Consider the following 25,716-nt stretch of genomic DNA (forward strand, 5'->3'; position numbering starts at 1 on the left):
TCAGATGGAAATCTTAAGAGAGGTTTCGGCGGAGTCTTGGGGGCGTTATCCTGAACTAATTTTTCTCATAAGGCTGTTCTGTGGTTGTACTTAAATAAGTTGTTTCCTGAGGTACGTATGTCAATTATTTATGTTAGATGGTGGGAGTGTGGACGTTGACGAGTAGTAATGTCGGTGAGAGTTATTCTTACCGACCAGATATCGATGGTTTGCGCTGTATTGCTGTGGTTTCTGTAATACTCTACCATTTTAATAAAGAGCTCCTGTCGGGCGGCTTCTTAGGTGTAGATGTTTTTTTTGTAATATCTGGCTTCTTGATAACTGGAAATATCATTCGTGATTGGCAGAAAGGTACGTTTTCTTTTCTGGATTTTTATAGAAGAAGGGTTAAGCGAATTGCGCCTGTAAGTGCGTTCGTAATACTCGCCGCTCTGATCGCCGGGCAGTTCATTTTCTTGCCGGAAGACTACGCAAGGCTTGCTGATTCCGCGATTTACAGTCAATTGTCCTTGGCTAACTTTTACTCGACGTACGTTGTTGATAATGGTTATTTCGCACCCTCGTCAGAGTTTAGGCCTTTGTTGCATTATTGGTCTCTATCGGTCGAAGAGCAGTTTTATTTTCTGTGGCCAATGTTACTTTTATTTGGTCTTTGTTTTAGAGCGCGGTATGTGCTGCCATTAACAATTCTCTTGGCTTCGGTTTCAGTGATAGCGGCCGAGTATATGAGCCACTCTAACCCAGACTTTTCTTATTATATGTTGCCGACCCGGGCCGGGGAGTTGTTGTGTGGAGCCTGTCTGGCGTTTTTTTTGCCACGAATCTCTCGGAGCTCGTATCGTGGTGCCAATGTTTTGAGTTTTTGTTTGGGGGTGGTAGGGGTAGGCCTCATTGCGGGCAGTTTCGTAATGCTGAATGAGGAGGCGCCGTTCCCTGGTTATATGGCTCTTCCTGTGTGTGTTGGAGCTATGCTTGCTATTGCTTCGGGTTCGATTCACTACGGGGTTCTCCATAGCTTTATTGGCAATAAAATATTTGTAAGTGTTGGCTTGATTTCCTATTCCTTATATTTATGGCACTGGCCTGTTTTAGCTTTTTGGCGGTATTGGGGTGGGGGGGAGAATGAGCTTGAGCCTTTGGTCGTGATGGTTGTGCTTTCTGTTTTTACGTACTTTTTGATCGAGCGTCCAATTCGTGCGGCATCTGGAACCTTTGCCCCTGTATTTGTGAAGTTTTATCTAATTCCTACCTTTTTGATTCTGCTAATTTCTATTGGTGTGAAGGCTTCGGGTGGTTTTGGTTATCTGGCGTGGAATAGCGAAAATATCGCTCGTTTTGACAAGGCGGATGTCGCTCCTCAGCCTGCGATTGTGTTGCCATACGTATGTCAGTTTTCCAGGTTGAAGCCGTCTTCCCTGACAAGTAAAAATTGTATAATCAATAGTTATTCTGAGCCGTCAGTTTTGATGTGGGGTGATTCAAACTCCGCACATTATGTTGGCGTGGTTAAAGCTATTGCTGACAAGGAGGGGTTTAGCTTCAGAAATGTCGCTCATAGTTCATGCGCTCCTTTGGTGCGAAATGCGGATGTTTATGCGCCTGCTAAAAGGGCGGAGGATTGTAGAGTCTCCTCTCGGTTAATTCAAAATAGGTTGGATGATTATCGTGCGTTTATAATATCGGCGAGTTGGAATGGCGTTCTTTCAAGGGGGGGGGAGGACTTCTTATCAGACTTAAAAACAACAGTTGAGACACTTACTTCTGGTGGGCGACCAGTTTATGTGCTGGGGCGTGTTCCTATTCTGAAGGGAGTAAGTGCTAGCTGCGCGATGAGGAAGTTGACGGTCGTAGGTTCTCGATGTGAGTCGAGATTTTCAGTGCCTGTTGAGAGTGTTCAGAAAGTAAATCGAGCGATAGAAGATGTGGTTACAAGTGCAGGGGGGAAGTACATAGATTTTAACTCCATACTCTGCGGAAAGGGTGTTTGTGGGCCTTTTGTTGAAGGTGAGATGATTTACTTCGACTCTGGTCACATAAGCGCTCTTGGGGGAGAGGTTTTTGCTAAATCAGTTATTGATTCTGGTAGGTATTCCGATTTTTTTGATGGCTTGGATGAATTGTCGCCGATAAATAAGAGTGAGCTTTCCTTTGACGAAATTAATTGGTCGGACACTATTTTATCCTTACATGATTATGGTCGTGATGCTAGCGTCATGGATGCTCGAGGTCTTCGTCTTATTGATGACAGTACGGGTGAGTACGTGACAGAAACGACTTCTGTTGAGTTTTCCGCGCCAGAGAGCGGAGAAAGGTTAGCTTTGCGTGTTGTTGTATCTGAGGGGGCGGGGTTGCCATTAGTACGAATGAGAGTCACAGGGGGGGATGAAAAGATTTTACAGTATGATTACATAGCTGATTTTTCTAGAAGATTATTCCGCCCAAAAAATGAAGGTATTAAAGCGCTTTGGAGTAGTGCTAGTGAAGGCGGGTCTTTAACCCTACGCTTTTTAAGTGAAAAGCTCTATGGCGATGTAAAGGTTGAAGTTATTCTTTACGGTGGTGCTGTGAGCGATTCTGGAGGTTACTCTAAGAATGCGAAAGGCGAAGTTTTAGTTGAGGACTTAAGCGTCGTTAAAGTAAGCGCCATGTGAGCAGCCTCGGCGGACTTGCGCCCGCCGGGGCTTTAAAGCAAGCCGGATGCTGGTTATCGATCTACTTGATGGGGTGAAATCGTGTTGGCGCTACTTAAGCTCTGTTTAGCATGTTATTCTTGTATCGTTGGGGGTTAATGCTGGTTAGGGGCGGGGGAATATTTTACAGTATCATGAAGACTTTCCTGCATAAGACTGGTAAGGAATGTTCGCGCTGAAATGTTCTGTATTAAGAGTGAGGGAATAAGCCTCGCATTAGTGGCCAAAAAGCAAGGTTAGTTACCACTGGCGGCATCTCGTCGGTAACTTGCGATTAAACTTCACCCTTAAATTCGCCGGTACCCTTAGCACGACTTTTCTTCGATATTAAATAATCGCCTGCTCACTACCTTTTTAAAATTGTTAATTTGAGCAAATACCATGTGGGGTTGCAAAATGCCCCTCGCTAGGACTACGAGACCACCAGTGCGACGTTGTGATACCTATGGAAAATATTGAAAGTCAGTTTCAAATACTTACCGAACAGCTCGAAAGCGTCCGGAAAGAGATAATGAGCAAGTCTATTAAGGATTTGATCATTGTTCAAAACCGTATTTATTCTCAGGTAGAGGCGCTAACCTGGCTCAGTCAAGCATTGATGCTATTTGGTTCGCTCCCGCCGTTGCGTGGTTGGGCCGCTTCTCCCGATGTGCTTCTCCGTTTGCACGAGCATATACGGTTTCAAAAGCCCAAAGTGGTAGTGGAATGTGGCAGCGGCTCCTCTACCTTAGTGATTGCAGATGCGTTGCGACAAAATGGGCAAGGGGTCCTAATCTCGCTGGAGCACTCTGATAAATTTGGCGCACAGACTCGGTCGTTGTTGGATCGAGAGGAGCTTACTCCGTGGGTGGACTTGCGAATAGCGGATCTAGAACTTTGGGCCGGGCCGCATATGAATAGCGGTAAAGATGAAGTGCTTAGGTGGTATTCGGCGTCATCTCTTGTTGGCATTAAGGATGTTGATTTACTTTTTGTCGATGGGCCGCCAGGTAAGACCTGTAAGTATGCTCGTTACCCTGCTCTGCCTGCTATCGCAGACCGTCTGGCGCCCAACGCTCAAATTTGGATGGATGATACTGTGCGGCAGGAGGAGACGGATATTGCTAAAGACTGGGCGGAGAACTATGGCTGTTCGCTGGAATTTTTCTCTCTCGAGAAGGGGCTGGGAGTGCTGACCTCGGCGTTGCCTAATGGTGAGTTGGCGGTTGACGAGTTATCGAAAACGCCGGCATTTAATGTTGGGTTAGATGATGCGATTGCGAGCGCATTTGAGGCGCATATTAAGTCCCGTAGTTTAGGGGTTACATTACAATTTGGTATCAGCTCTGTCACATTGCACTTGGCCGAGGCGTTGAAATCTGAAAATGCAGGTAAGCTTTGCTGCGTGGCCGAGCCTTCTGAGCTGCTGGATGAATTGCAACTAGAAATACAAAAACGTGGGTTAGAGTCTGTTGTATCGCTAATTTCTGCTCCATTGGAAGCGTGGAACTATCTTTATCCAGACTCTACCGATCTAGCGTTAAAACGTTGGTTTGATGCCGAAACACTAGAACAGTTACCACCCCTTGATTGGGTGGTAGTAGATGGCCCTGATTGGCAAGCTAAGCCTTATACCCGCTACCCTGCCTTACCTTCGGTGTTAGATAAGCTTGCTCAAAATGCAGAGGTGTGGATGCTGGGCTCAGAAAGCCAGCAAGTGCGAAGTGTAGTAAATGCATGGTGCTCCGATTATTCTTTGACGTGTGATTCCTCGTCTTCCCGTATCTTTAAACTAAAGGTATAACTTACGCTCACGCAATCCTTATTAGGCTGAGTTACATGAGCTTTGATAGGCTTACTGCTTAAGCTGGTGAGGTTGAGAGTGTTTAGCGTGGCGTTAGTTTAAACAAGGTAATAGCGAAGCTTTGAGCAATATGAGACTTGTCGAGAAAGGTAATAGGGCTTTAGTTTCGGGTGATTCTCTAAACGCCATCTGCTACTTAGAGTTGGCGCAAATATTCTATCCCGCACTGCACGAGTCTCTAGCTATTAATATTGGGCTGGCTGAGCGGCAGGGTAGGGTTGGCCGTTGTGCCGGCGGGCTTACCGATGGCCTCCCTTCAGGCTCTGTGTTTTATCGTACTTTCTCGGAAATGGATTTGGTAAGAACACTACCTTTTGACGCGTTAACCCGTTTGGTCGAAAGAGCGCAGTTGTCTTATGAGACCGCTCCCAAAGCTACGGGCTCTGAACTTTTAGTTTCCGTAGTTATGCCTGCGTTTAACCGTGCTGACTTAATCACTAAAAGTATAACAACCGTGTTGCAGCAGTCTTATAAGAACCTAGAGCTTATCGTTTGTGATGACGGCAGCACCGATCGTACCGCTCAGGTGTTGGCCTCTATTTATGATCCCCGCGTAAAAGTAATCTCACAAAAAAATCAAGGTGCGGCTGCGGCAAGAAACGCTTGCTTGACTCAGGCCAAGGGCGAATTTATTGCGTATTTAGATACAGATAACTACTGGCACCCCGATTTTTTGGCTGTTGCTGTTAAAGCGTTTACGGATAACCCTGGTCTCACGTGTTTGTACACGAACTATGTCGACTATCAAGTGGATGTGGAGGGTAACGCGACGGTGCTCTCAACTGAACGGCCTGACTTTAACCATGAGAATCTGCTAAACAAGCCATTTATTGATTTAAATACCTTTGTCCACAGGCGGCAGCTTTACGATGCCTTGGGCGGTTTTGACTCTACCTTATCTCGTCGGCAAGATTACGATGTTATTTTAAAATACACCTGGCTGCGTGACCCGCTGCATATTAAGCAGTGCTTAGCGCTTTATCAGCGTAACGATTCGTTAGAGCAGATCACACAAAAGCACGGGCATGATCGGCGCCCGGTTGAGGTTATTAACCGTAAAATAGAAAGTTACTTTGACTCTGGCTTGCCGGCTGTGGGCGCCCCTGTAGTTAAAAAGGTTAGTGTGGTTGTGTGGGATTTATGCCGCAACCACTTTTCTAAGGCTTTTGCTGTTGCTGAGGCGTTGTCAGCAAGTTATCAGGTTGAGTTGATAGCCTTTGATTTTTTTGATGAGGGTGTATTTGCCCCGCTTAAGGGTGTTTCCCCCGGTTTTGAGGTGAAGTATTTTGCTGGCGGGCGCTTTCCTGATTTTTTTGGCAAATTACGCCAGGCGATGGATGCCGTGATTGGCGATATGATGTACGTGGTAAAACCGCGCTTGCCCAGTATGGGGCTGGCTATGCTGGTAAACCATGAGCGTGGTATCCCTTATGTTATTGAATCTAATGATTTAGAAACGGTAGTGTCCTCCCCCAGTAAAACCAGCCAACCTTCGGGCCACGGTAACCTTGACTTAAATATACAAGATGAAAGCCTGTTACTGCCGTATGCCGATGCTTGGTCGTATCTGTTAGATAGCTATGCTAAAAAGCAGCCGCAAATGGTGACCCATAATCACGCCCTGAGCGAGCATTACGGGAGCACCGGAATGTATTTGCGTAACATTAAAGACGAGCGGGTATATAACCCAGAACGTTACGAACGAGCTGCCGTACGGGCCGAGTTGGGGTTTGCGCCCGATGATAGGGTCATTTTGTTTGGTGGACTACTGCGCAAACATAAAGGCATTTATGAGTTGGTGGAATTACTTAATCGCTTAAATGATCCACGCTATAAGTTGTTGTTTGTTGGCTCGCGCGTTAGCCCCGACCAAACCGAGTTTATAGCTCAACACGGCGATCGGGTAACGGTATTGCCACCTCAGTCGAGGGAGGCGATGGCTAAAATCAATTATGCCGCCGATTTGGTGGTTTTGTGGCTAGACCCGGAGATTCCGGCCAGTCACTATCAGTTTCCGTATAAGGCGACGGATGCGTTTGCGATGGAAACTCCTGTGATTACCAATGATATTTCCGATCTGGGTGAGCTAGGGCGCCAGGGCTACGTCACTTTAGTGCCCTTTGCCGATTGGGGTGGTATTGTCACGGCGATACAGCAGCTATTTGATGATGAGCCTAGCCGCACAAGGCAAGTAGAGGCTGCACGGCGATTATTTTTACGGCAATTCTCTTATATGAGCGCCCGGACAAGCTTTGATCTGATTGCTCGGCGTACCCTTGCTGGAGCTGAAAAAAGCGCTGCCGTGAGCGCGGAGTTCGCCAATGATTTTAATAAATTTTACCAGCATGTTACGGGCTCCGGGGCCAAGTTTACCGTATGCTAAGCATGTTAAATAACCTTGATAAGGCCGTTGAAACACCCACTGGCTTAAGGCTAAATCCCCGTTATGAGTGACTCTTTACCGCAATACGACCTATACATCGAGGTGCTTAGCGCCCAAGAGCTTTGCGGCTGGATTGTCGATAGCGCGGCCCCCGGCCGAGTGTTTGATTTTACTGTGCAGATAAATGGTAAACCCGTTGCTACCGTCCAAAACAACCTCGAGCGAGCCGATTTAAAAGCCATTGGTAAGTCTGAGGGCCAGGGTGGCTTTAAGCTTATTTTAGTTAGCACCTTATTGGCTGAGGGGACTAACGAGGTCGCGCTGGCGTTGCCCGAGGGGCAGGTGTTGCCGTTGGGGCATATTATCTCAAGCAGCTCGGGTGGTGGCGACGATGTGTTTGTAGGCTACGATCGGCCCGTAACTGTAATTGTGCCTATTTATAATGCGTTAAATCATGTGGCCGTTTGTATTGAGCGGTTGCTGGCTTATACCTCGCCTGACGTTCGTATACTGCTGATTGATGACGCCAGCACCGATGAGGCGGTAGCACCTTTATTGGCGCAGGCGGAGCGCTACGAGCATGTTGAGGTGTTACACAACGAGGTAAATATCGGTTTTACCAAAACCGTTAATAGGGGTATTAAGTATGCCGGGCAAGACGATGTTGTGTTGCTTAACTCCGATGCCCGCGTTACCCCCCGCTGGCTGCAGGGGCTACAACGCGCTTTGTATAGTGACTCGCGTATAGCCACGATTACACCGGTATCTAATAACGCCGGGGCGTTTTCGGCGCCCGAGCAAACGGACGCCCACTTGTTGCTCGCCGATATTAGCGAGCCAGATTATGCCCGCGCTTTTAGGCGTTATGGGGCTGGCCTGTCCCCAAGCGTACCCACGGGTAACGGCTTTTGTATGTATATCCGGCGCGGCTGCTTACATGACGTGGGATTGTTTGACGAAGAGGCCTTTCCCCGAGGGTACGGTGAAGAAAACGACTTTTGCATGCGCGCACGCCGCAAGGGGTGGCGCCATGTCGTGGATGACCGCACCTATGTATTCCATGAGCGAAACCAAAGTTTTGGCGCCGAGCGCGACACGTTAATTAACGCCGGTGCCGGGGTAGTCGCGCAGCGTTACCCGGAGTATGAGTTTGAGATTGGCGTTTTCTCGGCCAGTAGTGCGTTTGCCACTATGCGTACTCAAGCATTGGATGCCGTGGCCCATGCCAGGCAAAACTCTATTAGGCCAAGGGTATTGTTTGTGGTGGCTACTCAAACCGGCGGGACGCCAAAAACCAATTTGGATCTAATGCGTGCGGTGGCCCATGATTATGAGCCTTGGTTACTGCGCTGTGATTCGGCCCATATGTATTTGTCATCATTGGATAGTAACGGTGAGCTGCAAACTGTTAAAAGCCACGATTTAACAGAGTCGGTCGAGCCATTGCAGCATGTGTCGTTTGAGTATGACCGGGTGATAAAGCAGTGGCTAGAGCGGTACGATTTTGACTTGCTGCATATTCGCCACCTTGCCTGGCACTCGGTTAATTTACCTAAGCTTGCCAAGCAGGCGGGTGCGCGGGTGATTAAATCTGTACACGACTTTTACGATATTTGCCCCACGGTAAAACTGCTAGATGCCGACAATAAGTTTTGTGGTGGCAACTGTAATAACTCCCGGGCCGCTGCCGATTGCGCCAATAGTATGTGGGCGCAGCATCCTTTTCCGGCGTTAAAATCTCAGTGGATTGGGCGTTGGCGAGAGATTTTTGCCGGCGCACTTAGCCATAGCGACGCTTTGGTTACCACAAGCCACAGCGCCCGCGATACGGTTAAAGCCGCTTTGCCGGCTGTGGCCGACAAAGCCTTTCATGTCATCCCCCATGGCCGTGACTTTACTGAGTTTGCCTTGCCGGCGGTTACCTTAAGTACGGCAACTACGCTTAACCTATTAGTGCCCGGCACCCTCGACGCCCCGAAGGGCGCCGATTATTTACTCGCGTTGCTCGAGTGTGATGCCAGTAAGAGGCTGCAAATACACTTGTTAGGTGAATGTGAATATCAGCCGCTGGCGCAACACCCGCAGGTTGTGCTGCACGGCCCCTACGAGCGAAATGAGTTTGTCAGCCGCGCCCAGAGCATTGGTGCCCAGATAGGCGCCGTGCTCTCGGTGTGGGATGAAACCTGGTGCCACACCCTAACTGAGTTATGGGCGGCCGGTTTGCCCTGTTTTGTATTAGATTTTCCTACGCTCAAGGCGCGGGTAGAGGCGTCGGGCGCGGGCTGGGTGCTGGATCCAGCCGACCCGCAATCCAGTTATGAACGGATGGTGAACCTAGCCCCCGAAGATTACGCGCAAAAAGCGTTAGCGGTAAGAGCGTGGCAGCAGGGCGAGGGGCAAGCCCACAGTACAGCTTGGATGGCGCAGCAGTATATCGAGCTGTATCAATCGCTATTAGCGCAGCCTGGCCGAGAGCTGCGTTAATTTTAGGGTTGCGGGTTAGGGGGCTTTGGCTTGTTGTCATTCCCGGCTGCGATCGGGAATCTAGTGCCTTTATCTCGTCATTCCCGCGTAGGCGGGGATGACGTTGTAGTGTGATTGGGTGCTTTTCTCCGTCATTCCCGCGCAGGCGGGAATCTAGTGTCTTTGGGTGTGGCACTTTGCCGATGCAGGGGTACTGTTCGTTCAAAGTCGCTGGGCAGGCTCTGGCTTTCCATGCTCACGCCTGCATTTGTGCATCCTGCACGTCATCCCAAGCCTTCGCGGGGATGACGCTGTAGTGTGATTGGGTGCTTTTTTCTGTCATTCCCGGCTGCGATCGGGAATCTAGTGTCTTCGGGTTTGGCACTTTGCCGATGCAGGTGTACTGTTTGTTCAAAGTCGCTGGGCAGGCTCTGGCTTTCCATGCTCACGCCTGCATTTGTGCATCCTGCACGTCATCCCAAGCCTTCGCGGGGATGACGCTGTAGTGTGATTGGGTGCTTTTCTCCGTCATTCCCGCGCAGGCGGGAATCTAGCGCCTTTGGGTGTGGCACTTTGCCGAAGCAGTTGCACCGTTTGTTCAAAGTCGCTGGATCCCCGCCTTCGCGGGGATGACGCTGTAGTGTAATTGGGTGCTTTTCTCCGTCATTCCCGCGCAGGCGGGAATCTAGCGTCTTTGGGTGTGGCACTTTGCCGATGCAGGTGCACCGTTTGTTCAAGTCGCTGGGCCGGCTCTGGCTTTCCCTGCTTTCGCCGGCATTTGTGCATCCTGCACGTCATCCCAAGCCTTCGCGGGGATGACGTTGTCGAGGGGTTTGGTGCTTTTCTCCGTCATTCCCGACCCTGATCTGAATCCAGTGCCTTGTTTTCTCCGTCATTCCCGGCCCCGGTCGGGAATCTAGTGGCTTTGCTTTATCTGTCATTCCCGGCCCCGATCGGGAATCCAGCGTCTTTGCTTGATTCGTTATGCCCACCTCGATCAAAGTCGGGAATGACGCTCCTTTGCGGAATGACGAAAGTCGGAGGTTGGTGGGTAGGCAGCTGCAATTCAGGCACCTTTAAGGCTGGGACGGGCAGGTGAACCCTGCCGCAAAACGAGGCCGATAAGTTGGCCTGATAAGGCGATATTGTGAGATCATACGCGCTACTTAGGCGCCCTGATAATTGGGTAGGCAAGGAGCGGGTTGATACTTGGCGTTGAGCACGCTCTGGCGGTATTGGCTTATAGACAAGGGGTTTGCAAGAGTACAGTGTATGCGGTTATTTAGGCCATTTTCTAGCACCAGCCAATCATCTCCCTCCCCAGAGGACGGTACTACGCCAGTCGTCGAGTTAGCGCCGCTGAGCCTAGAGCCATTTACCCCGTTTAATGCCCCCTTGTTGCCCGGCGCCTGTGGCGCAGACTGTGCCTGTAATGGCGGGGCGGTGCTGTGTAATGCCGCCTATGTTAAGGCAAACCCTGGCTGTACCTCTGTGGCTAAGGCGGGTGTGCATTATGCCGAGGCCGGTGCTAAAGAGGGCCGCTATAAAGCCCTGGGGCGCATGGCGTTTAAATACCAAACCATCGGCTCCTGGCAGTACAAAGAGGCGTTAGCCACCAGCCACCGGCTGGGGCAGTTTACCTCTGACTTTGTGCAAGAGAAGGACGTACCGGCGTTTATTTGGCGTGGCATTCAGCCGCATCAGTTGCACGAGGCCACGTTAGTGGCGTTCGATTTGTTTGATACCCTGGTCTACCGCGCCACCACCGAGCCACACGATATTTTTGATTTGGTTGCATGGGACACCGGCATTGCGGATTTTACCAAGCAGCGCATTGCGGCCGAGGAGCGCTGTAAAGAGGCGTTTGAGGTTAAACAGTACCTGCTTGAGGACATTTACCGCGAGCTGCCCTATACCGACGCCGACCGGCGGCGCGCCTACACCGCCGAGCTTGCGCACGAGCAAGCCAACCTGGCAGTGCGCCATAACCTATTTAATTTTGCCAAAGCGCTGCAAGCCAAGGGTTTGCGGGTGATTGTGGTAAGCGACTTTTACCTTACCAAAGCTGACTTACGCCACATACTGCCCGCCGACATTACCGAGGCGTTTGACGAGATTTATGTATCCGCCGATTTTGGTGTGTGCAAACACGATGGCCAGCTGTTTGAGCAGTTGTCCCAGCAGGTACCAGAGCTGGCCAGCCAGGGCGCCCTGTTTTTAGGCGATAACTGGCGCTCGGATTTTGGGATTCCGCAGCAGTACGGCTATAGCGCCTTTAGGACACCCACCTTGTACGAAACCTCGCGCCGCGAGCGTGGTTTTTTTGAGCTGTTAACTTACTGCCCACCCGAGCCCCGACGCGACAGCCTGGCACGCTTTGCCCGCAACGATAAACATTGGAGCCGCGATGTGCCCGCGTTATACGCGGCCTGCGCTATGGCTTTTGTGGCGCAACACTTAAAAGCCTTGTACGACAACGGCAACTACACAACCCCCGTGGTGTTTTTAGCGCGCGACGGGCACCTGGCCTGCCAGGTGTTTAAAGCGTTGTACCCGGAGATACCGGCCATCGAGGTGGCAAACTCGCGCTCGTTAAACTTTCATGCGCTGGTGAATAAGGTAAAAGATTTAAAAGCCGTGTTTAAGCGCGACGGTAAACCGAAAACCCTGCAGCAAACGCTGTTTAATCGGTTGGGCTACACCGTGGACGATTTACCCGAGGGGCAAATGGCCGATGCGTTATTGCACACGCCAGAGCTTTTTAACGGTGGCTTGACCGAGCAATTGGTTGACTTTTGCCGCGAGCAAACCGATAGCTACCGGGCTTACTTAAGTGAGCAGGGCGTTGCCAGCGGTAACGATTATTTAGTTTTTGATATTGGCTACCGCGGTACGGCGGCAAAAGCGTTTGAGCAACTGCTGCCCGAAAGCCAGTGCAACTGGGTGTACCTGACTACCTTTAAAAAGATGCTGCACGCCAAGCACCCGCATTTTGCTTTTATGCCCGAGTTTGATGCCGAGCGTTACGGCGATATTTTACCGGCGCTGGAGGCACTGCTAAGCGATAACGCGACCAGCAGTGCCCATTATTTTAACGCCGGTAAGCTGGTGCGGCGCGAAGGCGATAACGAGGCACTGAATACATTAATGAGCGAGTTACAAGAGCGCGCTGTGGCGTTGGTAAACGCGCACCCACAGGCGTTTAAGCGGCCGTTTCCGTTAACCTCTAACCCGGTGATTACACTAATGGATTACCTGACGCTGCCCAGCGCCGATTTTGCCCGGCACTTTGTGGGCGTGCCCAGTGAAGACAGTTTTGCCGGCGCTAGCTCGTATTATGTTTCACCCAAATTTTTAACCAGTGCCAGTATGTGGCAAGGGGCATTAAACGCCCTGCTGCAGGAGCAACGTTAACCGTGCAAGCAACCAATAAACTAACGGTACAGGGTGTCACACTCATCGCACGCGATAACTCCGACGCGCATTTTACCGTGCCGCAAGCGGTGTTAAACGATATTGTTGAGTGGGAGCAGGGCGATTATATTTGTCTGGCCAGCGCCTTTGTCGAGCTGGCTTTGCCGCAGGCGCACTTTGCCGACGTGGCCGAGCGCTTTGGCGCCTACACAGGCAAGGCCCCGCTAGAGTACCTAAGCTATTTGGTGGCCGATACTCTGTTAAATGCCGAGCAAGCCGTTAACCTGTTGGTAACCCCCAGCCCGCGTTTTGCCAAACGGCGCGAGCAAGCCACCTACCTTGCCTTATTTGCGGCACCGGTAACCGCTAGCGTGAGTATTATTATCCCCAGCTGTAAGCCCGATAACGTGATACACGCGTTGCGCGCGCTGCAGCCACCCGAGCATGTTGAGGTATTAGTTGCCCTTAACAATACCGACTTTTTACGCGCGGGCCAGTTGTTTGCACAATACCTGAGCGAATTTAGCAAAATCAGGCCCTTTAGTTACCAGTTTGCCGGCGGAGGCTTTTCGTTTGCCGAGGTGTGCAACTTTACGGCCGGTATAGCCACTGGCGATGCGCTGGTATTTTTAAACGATGACTTGCACATAAGCTGGGAGGCGCTTGCGCCTATTGTGGCCCTGCAGCGCTACCGGCAAATAGGCGCAGCCGCACCGCGCTTAGATTGGTACGGCGATGTGGTGCAAAACGCCGGTATTTTTGGTGGTGTGCAGCGCAACAATATGCCTGGCTTGCATGGCCGGGGTTTGCCATCAAGCGCTATAAACCTTATGCCAATTAGCTGCGATGCTGTGTCCGGCGCCTGTTTAAGTATTCGCAAAGCCCTATTTGACGAACTGGGCGGCTTTAACGAGCGGGATTTTGCCGTCGCCTACAACGATGTTGATTTGGGTTATCGCTTAGTGGCGGCTGGCAAAGTGTGCCTATCGGTTAACCATATTCGCGCCTTACATGTAGAGGGTGACTCCCGTGGCACAGGCTTGGGCAACGATAAACCCAGCGAGGAAGTCGCCATTGCCCTGGCCTACCGGCAGCTTGCGCAAAGCGTACGCGCCGCGCGCTTTAACTTACCGCTCGACCCGGAAACCGGCGCGCGCTTGCCGTGCAACGAGCGCGCACCGCAACCACTGCCGCAAAAAGCCGTGTTGGTTACCCACAACATGAAGCTTGAGGGTGCCTCTAAGGTCGCCTTGCGCGTGGCTAAGCAGCTAAAAGCCGCTGGCGTGAAGGTGTATGTGGCGGCACTGGAAGATGGCAAGTTAAAGCGTGAGTTTGCTGCGGTGGCCGAGCAGGTCTACATGGCCGACTGGGCACTGCTAACCGACAATCATGTTTACGCGACTTACGAGCACTGGTTGCACAGCGTAGAGCCAGATTTTGTGATCGCTAATACGGTTATTTCGGCGGCGGCGGCTTACCCGGCGTCCGATCGCCTCGAGTTGCCGCAAATAAACTATATCCATGAGAGTGAATCCATTAACGAGCATTTGGATCACTTTGGCGGCTACTGGGTAGACCGGGCAGCGCAATCATTGGTGACGAGTTTTAATATTTTTGTGTCGCGCTACACGGTGAATGCGTACCGGCATTACTTAAAAAATAACAACTTTGCCATTTTGTATAACCCGTTTGAAGCGGACGCCGACGTACCTGCTAAGCGCGAGCGTGGCGAGGTATTAGAGTTTGTAGCGGTAGGCAGCATTTGCGAGCGTAAAAACCAGATGATGGTGTTTGACGCCATGGACCATTTGGAGAGCCGCGACATTAAAGCGCGTTTTACGTTAGTGGGGGCCCGTGGCGGCGATTATTTAAGCGAGCTGCGCGATATGGCCGGGCAGCGCCGCGATGAGTATGTAAGCCTGGAGTTTGTACCCGAGACAAACAACGTAGCGCCCTATTACGCGAGGGCGGATGTGTTTATCTCGTTCTCTAAGATGGAATCCTTCCCGATTACCTTGCTGGAGGCCTCGTATTACGGGTTGCCGCTTATTTCCAGCGATGTGTTTGGCGCCCGCGAGATGATTGTACCCGGGCAAAACGGTTTTACGTTTGGCAGCCAAAATGTAGACAGCATGAACGGCGCCCTGGATATTATTGCCGGCGCCGACGTGGTGGGAATGGGGCAAAACGCCCGGCAACTATTGGCACTGTGGCCTACGCAGGATGAATACAACCAGCGCCTTGCCGGGCTGCTAAAAGCCGTGCTACCGAGGCTTAGTGTGTAATGTATTTAATGATAGCCGCTAAGTCTGGACGCCTGTAATGCTGTTTAGCTCGCTCGAGTTTATTTTTGCTTTTTTGCCGCTGGTGCTGCTGGGCTACTGGGCTTTGGCGGCGTGGGGTAGTTTGCGCTGGCAAAAAATTTGGCTGGTGGCGGCTTCGCTGTTTTTTTACGCTTGGTGGCGGCCCGAGTATTTAGGGGTGTTGGTCGGGTCGGTGCTGGTTAACTTTGGCGTTGGGCTGGCGATTAGCCGCGGCCAGTGGTTGCGGCCCAAAATCTGGTTGGTGCTGGGTATTGTGGCCAACCTGTTGTTACTGGGTTATTTTAAATACGCGGTATTTTTTAGCGGCAATATCAGCGCGCTTACCGGTGTGGGCTTTACGCTCGAGCAAGTAATACTGCCGCTGGCTATTAGCTTTTATACCTTTCAGCAAATTGCTTATTTGGTGGATGTGTACCGGGGCAACGTAGGGCGGGTAAACTTTTTAGATTACTGTTTGTTTGTTACGTTTTTTCCGCAGCTTATTGCCGGGCCCATTGTGCACCACAGTGAGATGATGCCGCAGTTTAAGGCCCGCCCCACGTCCGACGAGCGCTACCTAAATGTCTGCAAAGGCCTGTTTATTTTCAGTATCGGCTTGTTTAAAAAGCTGGCCATTGCCGACACCTTTGCCCGGTGGGCCAATGCCGGGTTTGATGCCGGCGAGCCACTTAGCTTTGTGGATGCCTGGGGCACAAGCCTGAGCTACACCCTTCAGCTGTACTATGATTTTTCTGGCTATACCGATATGGCCATCGGCGCGGCGCTGCTGTTTGGCATTAAACTGCCGCTTAACTTTTTATCGCCCTATAAAGCGCTTAGTATTCGGGATTTTTGGCGCCGCTGGCACATCACCTTATCGCGCTGGCTTAGGGATTATATTTATATCCCCTTAGGGGGTAACCGCGCAGGCGGTGGTCGCGTATCACTTAACTTAATGGTGACTTTTTTATTGGGTGGCCTGTGGCACGGCGCCGCCTGGGGCTTTGTGTTGTGGGGCGCGCTGCACGGGGTGGCTTTAGTGGTGTGTCATTTTTGGCAGCGCCTGGGTACGCGCCTGTGGCGCTGGGCGGCCTGGCTGTTAACCTTTATGTTTGTCAATGCCACCTGGGTGTTGTTTAGGGCCGATAGCCTCGCCGATGCGGCGCGGGTGTATCGGGGTATGCTGGGGCTTAACGGGTTACCGCTGGGGCCGTGGTTGGGGGTGGATGTGCTGGCACGGGCGTCCGCGGTTGGCACCAGCATTATGGGGGGCGTTGCTTTAACCTGTGTGGCCCTGGTGCTTGCGGCTACCCTGTGGTTGCCTAACTCGGTAGAGCTTGCCGATTATAACGGCCCAGAGCCCGGCAAAGGGCGGTTTAAGCCCACAGTAGGCAATGCCCTTTGGGCGGCGTTGGCGTTTGCGGTATCGGTGTTGTTGTTACTGGCATCGGTAGGTAGCGACTTTTTGTATTTTAATTTTTGAGGCCAGCATGAGATACATAGCGACATTTTTGCTTGCCGGGTTGCTGCTGGTGTCGGCCGTGGCGTTGGTGGCTATTGTGCCGGCGCTGGATGGCGAGGTGCAGGGCTTTGAGGTAAAGCAGCCCCAGTGGCCCGCATCGATGGCCGAGCTAAAAACGCATTATTTTAACGCCGACCGACTGTTGTTTACCTTAGGTGTTATTCGCAAGCCCGCGTTTGTCAGGTTTGGCCAGCCCGGCTGGCTGTTTACCGGCGATAATTACAGTTTGGTGTACTCGGATGCGATGGGCGAGCTTAATGGCTCGCTGGATGAGCTGCGTGATATTCACCGCACCCGTCAGGCGTGGGGGCAGTACTTTGCCGCACAGGGCATTACCTTTAGGGTTCAGGTGGCGGGTAACAAACACTCGGTGTACCCAGAGCAGCTCGCCGATACCCCGGCGGGCGATACGCGCCTGGACCGGTTTATGGCGTTACAGTCACCACCTGATGAGTACCTGGTTAACAGTGTGCCTTACCTGCTGGCGCGCAAAGCGGGCGGCCCCGATCTGTATTTAAAAACCGATAGCCATTGGAATGCGCTGGGCGCTTATTATGCCTACCAGCAGCTAATTGAAAGCCTGCCGGGTAAGCTTAAAACGGTGCCAGCGCCAGACGCCGATAGTTTTACCGCCACCAAAGCCGGGGATTTAGCCCGCCTGCTGGGGGTGCAGCCCCTGTTGCGCGATAACAATATTTTGGTGGCGGGCGCCCCCGTGACCGGCCGGCATTTTGACACGGGTAAGCAGCACTACGTGGGGCCGTCTTATCCGGTGGGGTCGCTTAAACGCGCCGAGGTATTTACCTCTCCCGGTGCGCTAAACCCGCAGCGGGTACTGTGGTTGCATGATTCGTTTGGTAATGCGCTTAGCCCCTATATGCACAAAACCTTTAAAGAGGTGTTGCATCAAAGCTACTTTGAGGGCCTAGGCGATAGCAAACAGCTTATTGATATGGTGCAACGCTTTAAGCCCGATATTGTGTTAATTACTCATACCGAGCGGCATTTGGGAGAGAAGGTTTTTAGACATGGCCCCCGATCGATTACCGAGCTAAACGCCGCCGATGATTACCAGCAAGTACTGTGGCAATTTACCGGGCAGAGCAGTGGTGCAAAGAATATCCAACCTATGGGTGATAGTGTTTATGAGGCGGCCAATAGCGACCCGATTATTGAGTTGCCAACGCTAGCGGGCTGCGCCGATGACTGCCTGGTGCGGATAAGCCTTGAGGTTGAGCACCGTACCCCGATGCAGCTGTTTTACCGCGACAAACCCGCGCAGGGGTTTGCGCCGCAGCGCTCGTACACTCGGGTGCTGACGCCGGGGCCGAATACTGTGCTGTTGCGAGTTCCTGCCGACTATGTTGCGTACGGGTTAAGGTTAGACCCTGTGGCTTACCAGGGCCGGTTTTTATTGCGCCAACTAGAGCTGCTCTCGGAGTAGTGTTGGCTACTGATGTTTAAGGATATGTTGTAGATGAAGTCGATTAAGAGCCTGTTGCGATCCATGGCTCAAAGCCTGCCCCCCTCGGTGCGGCAGAAGTTACGTAACTCGCATACTTTGGCAAGCTGGTATCAAAACCGGGTGCTTGCTTATCGGCCCGCCAGTGCGCCTACCAACCACGATGGTACCGTGGTTTATAGCGCGCACATTGCGGCCAAAGTGCCCGAGTGGGCGGCCCGGGTAGAGCAGTCGGGCGGCGGTATTAAAATCAGCATTGTTTGCCCGGTTTATAACCCCGAGGTGAGCTTACTGGCCGAGGCTGTAGATTCCGTTTTAGGTCAGAGCTACAAAAACTGGGAGCTTGTGCTGGTTGATGATGTATCGACCGACCCGGCGGTTAAAGATTATTTAACCTCGCTGGATGATCCGCGCATTAAAACGGTGTTTCGGCGCTCGAACGGGCATATCTCTAAGGCCAGTAACTCGGGGCTTGAGGTGGCCACTGGCGACTATGTGGCGCTGCTTGATCAGGATGATTTATTGCACCAGCACGCGCTGCTGGCCATGGCCGATGCGATAGCGCGCCACCCCAGCGCGGCGGTGGTCTATTCCGATGAAGACAAACTCAATGCCGATGGGGAGTTTTATCAGCCCCACTTTAAGCCAGACTGGAGCCCGGACTTATTTTACAGCAACAATTACATCTCGCACTTAGGTGTTTACCGGGCGGATTTGGTAACGCAGGTGGGCGGTTTTAGTGTGGGGCTGGAGGGCAGCCAGGATTACGACTTGGCTTTAAAGGTTATCGCCCAATCCGAGTGGTGCAATATTATTCACGTGCCTTATGTGTTGTACCACTGGCGCGCTTTGCCGGGCTCTACCGCCTACGCGGCCGATGAAAAATCTTACACCGTTGATGCCGGCCGCCGTGCGCTAGAGGGGTATTTTGATCAGGTTGGCGGTGCGGCAAGTGTGGGTTTAAGTCAGTTGCCCAATACGTACCGCGTAGCGTTTGCGATACCCGAGGCGAAGCCCTGGGTGGATATTATTATCCCCACCCGCAACCAGGGCGAGCTGTTACGCAATTGTGTGCAGTCGGTGTTAGAGAAAAGTGATTACCCCCATTACCGCATTACTCTGGTGGATAATCAATCGGATGAGCCCGAGAGCCTTAACATTATCGGCGAGCTGGCCAAGCACGAGCGGGTGAGTGTTTTAGCCTATAACAAACCCTTTAATTACTCGGCCATTAACAATTTTGCGGTGGCGCATACTGACGGCGATATTGTGCTGCTGCTTAATAACGATACCGAGGTGATTACCCCGAGCTGGCTAACCGAGATGGTGAGCTTAGTGAGCCGCGATTTTACCGGCTGCGTGGGGCCCAAGCTATTGTACGATGACGACACCCTACAGCACGCCGGGGTTATTTTAGGCGTTGGCGGCGTAGCTAACCACTCGCACCTGGGGTTTGCCGATACTCACCCAGGCTACTTTGGCCGCATGACCATTCGCCAAAACGTAGCGGCGGTAACCGGCGCCTGCTTGATGGTGCGGCGCGAGGTGTGGGATCAGGTGGGCGGCTTAAACGATAAAGAGCTGACCATCGCGTTTAACGATGTCGATTTTTGTATCAAGGTGATGCGGGCGGGTTACTACAATGTGTTTACCCCCTACGCCAAGCTGTACCACTACGAGTCTAAATCGCGCGGGCAAGAAGACACCCCCGAGAAGTACCAACGATTTGTCAGTGAGGTGGAGTATATGCAGGCGACGTGGCCCGATGTGTTGGCAAACGACCCTTACTATTCCCCTTACTTTAGCCGCACCAAAACCGATTTTAGTTTAAGTGAGAACGCGAGCGTATGACGTTTAACTTTATTCATGTTCCCAAAACCGCCGGAACCTCTTTTAGAAAGTCGTTGGAGAACAAACTGGGTAGCGAGGCGATTGCCTACGATTACGGCCGGTTTGTGGATGAAACCCACGATTTGATTCGCGAAGGGGTTTATAAAGGCTCCGTCTATGACATGCGCGAGCAACTGGCGCAGTTTAGTCTGATTGCCGGCCATGTGCCGCTTACCAAGTATGCGCCGGTGACGGGTGTTTCACGCTGTATTGCCTTTGTGCGCGAGCCGGTGCAACGCACTTACTCCGATTATCTGCACAACAAAAAACACTTTGGCTACAAAGGCTCGATAGAGGAGTATTTAAAGCGCCCCGCCCACCGCAACCGGCAGTTTACTCACTTAAGTGGAGTGCCTTTGGCGGCGATTGGTTTTATCGGCTTAACCGAGCGTTACAGTGACTCGTTAGCATTGCTGGGGTATCAGTTTCCATCGTTGCAGGTAGAAGAGTTATCGCTTAATACCCACCGCCGCAATATTAAAGCCGAGCATAAAATCTCCGATGAAGATCGCGAGATTATTTTGGCGGCCAACGATAAAGACGTGGCGCTTTATGCCCAGGCGAAAGCGTTGTTTGAGCAACGCTATGCGTTGTACCAAAATAAAAAGGCAATCCAGCGCGGGATGATTACCCGGGTGCTAAAGCACAAAATTGTGGGCTGGTTGGCCGGCGCCGAGCCAGGTGAGGTGCAGGCAGTGCACGGCGAAGCCAATGAAGTGGCGGCCCGGGCGAGAGCTGTGGAGTATCGACCCGCTGTGGCCGGCTGGGGCATCGAGCGCGATGGTTTTGTGGGCTTTACCCTGCACAATAACGAAGTGGACATGCACGAGTGCCGCGTGCGCATTGCCAACACGGATGTGTTTTTGACCGGGCCTTAGGGGCAGCTCTTCCTTTTTCGTCATTCCCGGCTCCGATCGGGAGTCCAACGTATTTTAGCTCGTCATTCCCGCGCAGGCGGGAATCTAGTGTCTTTGGGGGTGGCACTTTGCCGAAGCAGGGGTACTGTTAGTTCAAAGTCGCTGGATCCCCGCCTTCGCGGGGATGACGCTGTAGTGTGACTGGGTGCTTTTCTCCGTCATTCCCGCGCAGGCGGGAATCTAGTGTCTTTGGGTGTGGCACTTTGCCGATACGGGCGCACCGTTTGTTCAAAGTCGCTGGGCAGGCTCTGGCTTTCCCTGCTTCCACCGGCATTTGTGCATCTGTTCGAAGTCGCTGGTCCGGCTCCGGCTCTCCCTGCTCCCGCCGGCATTTGTGCTTCCTGCACATCATCCCAGATCTTCGTGTCACTACGTCCGGGATGACGCTGTAGCGTGGTTGGGTATCTTTGTTGTCACTCCTGGCTCCGAGCGGGAATCCAGTGTCTTCGATCCCGTCATTCCCGCGCAGGCGGGAATTTAGCGTCTTTTTTATTTGAAGTTACTCCGTTCTCCGTACCCCTTCACCCGTCCCCCGCCTTTAAGTCACTGGGCCGGTACTTAGAATCGCGAGCCATAGGGTGGCGGTGCGGATTGGGTTTTTGCGGTAGGGGCGTTGGGTTACTAAGAACTTTATTTTTTGCCAGTAGCCCCCTTTTAGCGCGTGGCTTAAGCCGGTAAAAAACGCGCGGTCGTGCGTTGTGAGCTGGGTTTTATAGGTGTCACCGAAGGCGGCGGCTTGTTGGATTATCGCCCGGCTGGCCTGAATTTTACTCCGGCGGCTTTGCCAGTAGCTTTGCCCGTTGTGACGCAGTGACTGGCTGCCGAGTTGCGCGGCGCGATGTTGGCGGTAATGCAGTGTGGGTGTGTTGATAATGCTGACGCGGCCTTGGGTGGCGGCGAGTAGGGCAATCCACCAGTCGTACATCACCATGTTGGGGTGGTAGAGCAGTTTATCGATTAACGCTCGGTTGAGGGCCGCCGAGGCGCCTTGCACGCAGTTGTGAAAAGCCAGCCGCTGCGGTTTGTGGATGTTGCCCGGGTCGAGTTGATCCAGTTGCCACAGGGTTTGCACTGGCGTTGCCGGAGGCTGCCAGATCCAGGCGTCCGAAAAAATCAGGTGCGGTGTTGTGTCGTGCTGCATTTGTTGGCTAAACAAGGTAGATTTATTGTCGAGCCATACATCGTCTTGATCGGCGATTAGCACGTAAGGCGATTGTGTGTGCCCCAGCGCAAACAGTAGGTTTTGGTTAATGCCTTGTTTGGGCCCTTGCAGTAGGGTTACGGGGGTGGCGCATACTTCGGCGCGCTGAGTGACCAGCGCGCAGGTGGCGTCCGCCGAGCCGTCATCACTAACAATTATGTGTGCGGGGGGGATTGCCTGATTAAGGATGCTGTCGAGTTGCTCGGCGATATGATGCTCGCCGTTAAAGGTACAGATGACAACGTCGTAGTTCACAAGCGTATTTAAAACCCCAACCGCTTACATCAGCCGCATGGCGGCGGCTACATACAACGCTGTGCTGCTCATTGGGGTTTGGCGGTAGATGCCCGATTGGCGCAGGTGCCAGGGCGCACGCAGCCAGCTGCTGCGGGCTTGTTTAAACTGTTGCAAAATGGCGTGGCTTTCGGCGGTGAGTAAATGCTCGGCCTGAACCAGTGCCGAGATATTGCGATTGTTCCAGTGTTTAAAGCGCCCGCGCAAGAGCATATGGATGCGTCTAATACGCGCGGCGGCGCTTACGCTGCCACCTACCAGGTTTTGCGCGTGCTGACGGTAGCGGACACTGGCGTAGTCGTCGTAAATAATTTTGCCGCCGCTGCCGCTAACCATTAAGTAGGCCCACCAATCGTGGCTGACGATATCCACCATGCCTACCTGGCTTAACAGCTCGCGCGCTGCTTTGTTAATAACGATGGTGTTGCCGCCAGCAATGCTTTGCACCAGGGCATTGGCAAAACAGGGCTCGCGCTGAAACAGTGGCGAGGCGCCTATCAGTGTGCCTTTTTCACAGATGAGGGCGGTACGTGAGCAGTACAGTGCCGGAGTGCCTTCGGGGACATCGGCGAGCTTAGCGAGTGCGCGCTCGAGTTTTTTGGGCTCCCAGATGTCGTCCTGATCGCAAAAGGCAAAGTAATCGGCTTGGATGCGCTGATTGCAGATTAGCGATAAAAAGTTACTGGCAAAGCCCTGTTGCGGCCCGCTGGTGATGTTAAGTGCGGTATCGCTGTACTCTGCCTGAAAGGCTTTTAAGATGTCCAGGGTGTTATCGCTGGAGCCGTCATCGGATACCCATAAATCCCATTGTTGATGGGTTTGGTTCTGGAGCGATGTAAGTTGCTCTGACAAGAACTCCTGACCGTCGTAGGTGGCCATTAAAATGGCCACTTTGGCGGGGGAGGTATCGTTAACCGGTTTGCTGTGTGGCGACAGGCGGGCTGCCCGGCCAAGACCTTGCTGCCGCGTTAAAAACGCGTTTGCCTGATTGCTTGTGTCGTGCCGTACCACTTCCATGCTACTGGTGATCCTCAAAAGTACATCTTTAGCTACCGGGGTAAACCGCTTGGGCTTTACAGCGCCAGTAGGGGCCGCCAAATGCTCTGGCAGAGGCTCTATTATAGCTGCGCGCCGTATGAATTGCTAAGGCGCGGGCCCAAAGTTCCCGGTTTGTTATATTGTTTTGTGTCGAGCGTCAAAGCTTTTAGACTATTGTGTGATGAATGCCGTGGTTTGGGGGCGGGGCTTCTAACACCACCTGTGTGATCACATGCCAGCCCCGTGTCTGTTTGGCAATTGTGAAATGCTGCGATTTCAGGGAGAATGGCGCGCTTACGTTATTGGCCCGCAGGGGCCGCCTGGCCTTAAGATCTAAAACTATGTCTCACGCTAACCTGCTTAAAAATATCCACAAGCGGCGCACCTTTGCGATTATCTCGCACCCGGATGCCGGTAAAACCACCATTACAGAAAAGTTGTTGCTGTTTGGCAATGCTATTCAGGTGGGCGGCTCGGTAAAAGGCAAGCGCGGCCCCCACGCCAAATCGGACTGGATGACGATGGAGCAGGAGCGGGGCATTTCGGTGACCTCGTCGGTGATGCAGTTTCCCTACAAAGAGCGCATTGTTAACCTGCTGGACACCCCGGGGCACGAGGACTTCTCGGAAGATACCTACCGCACTTTGACGGCGGTAGACTCGGTGTTGATGGTGATTGACGGGGCCAAGGGTGTTGAGGATCGCACCATTAAGTTGATGGATGTTTGTCGCTTGCGGGATACCCCCATTTTGTCGTTTATCAACAAAATGGACCGGGACATCCGCGACCCGATTGAGGTACTGGACGAGGTTGAGGATGTACTGAAAATCGCCGCCGCGCCTATTAACTGGCCGCTGGGAATGGGGCGCGATTTTAAAGGGGTTTATAACCTCTACACCGATACTATCCACGTGTTTGCCTCGGGCCACGGCCATATGATTCCGCCTGATACGCAAATCAAAGGGCTCGATAGCGACGAGGCGACTGAGCTGCTGGGCAGTGATGCCGATGATATTCGCGAAGAGATCGAGCTGGTGCGCGGGGCGACTCACGAGTTTGACCTGGAGGAGTATTTAGCGGGCCGTTTGACGCCGGTGTTTTTTGGTACAGCATTGGCTAATTTTGGCGTGCGCGAGATGCTGGACGGTTTTGTCGAGTGGGCGCCCAAGCCCATTGGTCGCGAAACCAAAAGTCATTTTGTCGAGGCCGAGGCCGAGGCGTTTAGTGGCTTTGTATTTAAAATTCAGGCCAATATGGACCCGCGCCACCGCGACCGTATTGCGTTTATGCGGGTGTGCTCGGGCGTGTACCGCAAGGGCATGAAGATGCGTCATGTGCGCCTGGGTAAAGACGTTAAAATATCCGATGCCGTCACCTTTATGGCCGGCGACCGCGAATCGGTAGAAGAGGCTGTGGCCGGCGATATTATCGGGTTGCATAACCACGGCACGATTCAGATTGGCGATACCTTTACCGAAGGTGAAGACTTAAAGTTTACCGGTATTCCGCACTTTGCCCCCGAGTTGTTTCGGCGCATACGCTTAAAAGATCCGCTTAAAACCAAAGCGCTGCAAAAAGGTTTACAGCAGCTGTCCGAAGAGGGCTCCACTCAGGTGTTTTTTCCGCTTAACAATAACGACATTGTGGTGGGCGCCGTGGGGGTGCTGCAGTTTGAGGTGGTGGCGTATCGGTTAAAAGATGAGTACAAAGTCGAGGCGATCTACGAGCCGGTGAGCATTGCCACCGCCCGCTGGACAGATTGCGATGACCCTAAAAAGCTTGAAGAATTTAAGCGTAAGTGTGCCGATAACTTGTGTATCGATGGCGGTGGGCACTTAACATATTTAGCGCCGACCCGGGTTAACCTGTCTCTGGCCGAAGAGCGTTACCCCGACGTGCTGTTTAGGGCTACCCGCGAGCACTAAGCCACTGCGCCGGGTTGGCTTTGCCTTGGTAGTCATTCCCGGCGGTGATCGCGAGTCCTGCGCCTTTTATGCTGTCATTCCCGCGAAGGCGGGAATCTAGTGGCTTTGTTATTTGAAGTCACTCCGTTCTCCGTACCCCTTCATCCGTCCCCCGTCCCAAGTCGCTGGATCCCGGATCTTCGTTTCACTACGTCCGGGATGACGTTGTAGTGAAGTTGGGTGCTTTGATTGTCATTCCCGGCTCCGTTCGGGAATCCAACGTATTTTAGCTCGTCATTCCCGCGAAGGCGGGAATCTAGTGGCTTTGTTATTTGAAGTCACTCCGTTCTCCGTACCCCTTCATCCGTCCCCCGTCCCAAGTCGCTGGATCC

The 25,716-nt window shown here is 52.4% G+C and carries 13 protein-coding genes; 11 read left to right on the forward strand and 2 right to left on the reverse strand.

The window, feature by feature from the left end; translation table 11 throughout:
- Positions 1 to 155: 155 nt before the first annotated feature.
- The 10 genes from AAC019_RS10225 to AAC019_RS10270 all read left to right on the forward strand — a co-directional run bounded on the left by AAC019_RS10225 (position 156) and on the right by AAC019_RS10270 (position 20,848).
- Positions 156 to 2,651: an acyltransferase family protein gene (locus tag AAC019_RS10225; protein WP_339898727.1), complete on the forward strand. Its 2,496-nt coding sequence runs from the start codon at positions 156 to 158 to the stop codon at positions 2,649 to 2,651.
- 484 nt (positions 2,652 to 3,135) lie between these two features.
- The gene (locus AAC019_RS10230; RefSeq protein WP_339898729.1) at positions 3,136 to 4,473 is read left to right on the forward strand and encodes a class I SAM-dependent methyltransferase; all 1,338 of its coding nucleotides are present in this window, start codon (positions 3,136 to 3,138) and stop codon (positions 4,471 to 4,473) included.
- Between the two features lie 466 nt (positions 4,474 to 4,939).
- On the forward strand, positions 4,940 to 6,916 hold the full coding sequence (locus AAC019_RS10235) for a glycosyltransferase (RefSeq protein WP_339898731.1): 1,977 nt from the start codon (positions 4,940 to 4,942) through the stop codon (positions 6,914 to 6,916).
- A 63-nt stretch (positions 6,917 to 6,979) separates the two neighbouring features.
- Positions 6,980 to 9,400 carry a glycosyltransferase gene (locus tag AAC019_RS10240; RefSeq protein WP_339898733.1) on the forward strand — a complete coding sequence of 807 codons (2,421 nt, stop codon included), beginning with the start codon at positions 6,980 to 6,982 and terminating at the stop codon, positions 9,398 to 9,400.
- Between the two features lie 1,251 nt (positions 9,401 to 10,651).
- Entirely contained in the window at positions 10,652 to 12,793 is a 2,142-nt protein-coding gene (locus AAC019_RS10245) for an HAD family hydrolase (RefSeq protein ID WP_339898735.1), read from the forward strand.
- 2 nt (positions 12,794 to 12,795) lie between these two features.
- Entirely contained in the window at positions 12,796 to 15,078 is a 2,283-nt protein-coding gene (locus AAC019_RS10250; protein WP_339898736.1) for a glycosyltransferase, read from the forward strand.
- A gap of 37 nt (positions 15,079 to 15,115) precedes the next feature.
- Entirely contained in the window at positions 15,116 to 16,579 is a 1,464-nt protein-coding gene (locus AAC019_RS10255) for an MBOAT family protein (RefSeq protein WP_339898737.1), read from the forward strand.
- Positions 16,580 to 16,586: 7 nt separating this feature from the next.
- Entirely contained in the window at positions 16,587 to 18,062 is a 1,476-nt protein-coding gene (locus AAC019_RS10260) for a hypothetical protein (protein ID WP_339898738.1), read from the forward strand.
- Positions 18,063 to 18,095: 33 nt separating this feature from the next.
- Positions 18,096 to 19,931, forward strand: a complete 1,836-nt coding sequence (locus tag AAC019_RS10265; protein ID WP_339898739.1) for a glycosyltransferase family 2 protein — start codon at positions 18,096 to 18,098, stop codon at positions 19,929 to 19,931.
- The gene (locus AAC019_RS10270; RefSeq protein WP_339898740.1) at positions 19,928 to 20,848 is read left to right on the forward strand and encodes a hypothetical protein; all 921 of its coding nucleotides are present in this window, start codon (positions 19,928 to 19,930) and stop codon (positions 20,846 to 20,848) included. The genes AAC019_RS10265 and AAC019_RS10270 overlap by 4 nt, the downstream gene beginning before the upstream one ends.
- A 577-nt stretch (positions 20,849 to 21,425) precedes the next feature.
- Here the strand turns inward: AAC019_RS10270 and AAC019_RS10275 are convergent.
- Complete coding sequence (locus AAC019_RS10275; protein ID WP_339898741.1) at positions 21,426 to 22,343, reverse strand: glycosyltransferase; 918 nt, start codon at positions 22,341 to 22,343, stop codon at positions 21,426 to 21,428.
- A gap of 24 nt (positions 22,344 to 22,367) precedes the next feature.
- Entirely contained in the window at positions 22,368 to 23,399 is a 1,032-nt protein-coding gene (locus tag AAC019_RS10280) for a glycosyltransferase family 2 protein (protein ID WP_339898742.1), read from the reverse strand.
- 362 nt (positions 23,400 to 23,761) lie between these two features.
- Here AAC019_RS10280 and AAC019_RS10285 point away from each other — a divergent pair, with 362 nt between their 5' ends.
- Entirely contained in the window at positions 23,762 to 25,345 is a 1,584-nt protein-coding gene (locus AAC019_RS10285) for a peptide chain release factor 3 (RefSeq protein ID WP_339898744.1), read from the forward strand.
- Positions 25,346 to 25,716: the final 371 nt, after the last annotated feature.

This window comes from uncultured Gilvimarinus sp. (assembly GCF_963975215.1).
Classification (GTDB): domain Bacteria; phylum Pseudomonadota; class Gammaproteobacteria; order Pseudomonadales; family Cellvibrionaceae; genus Gilvimarinus.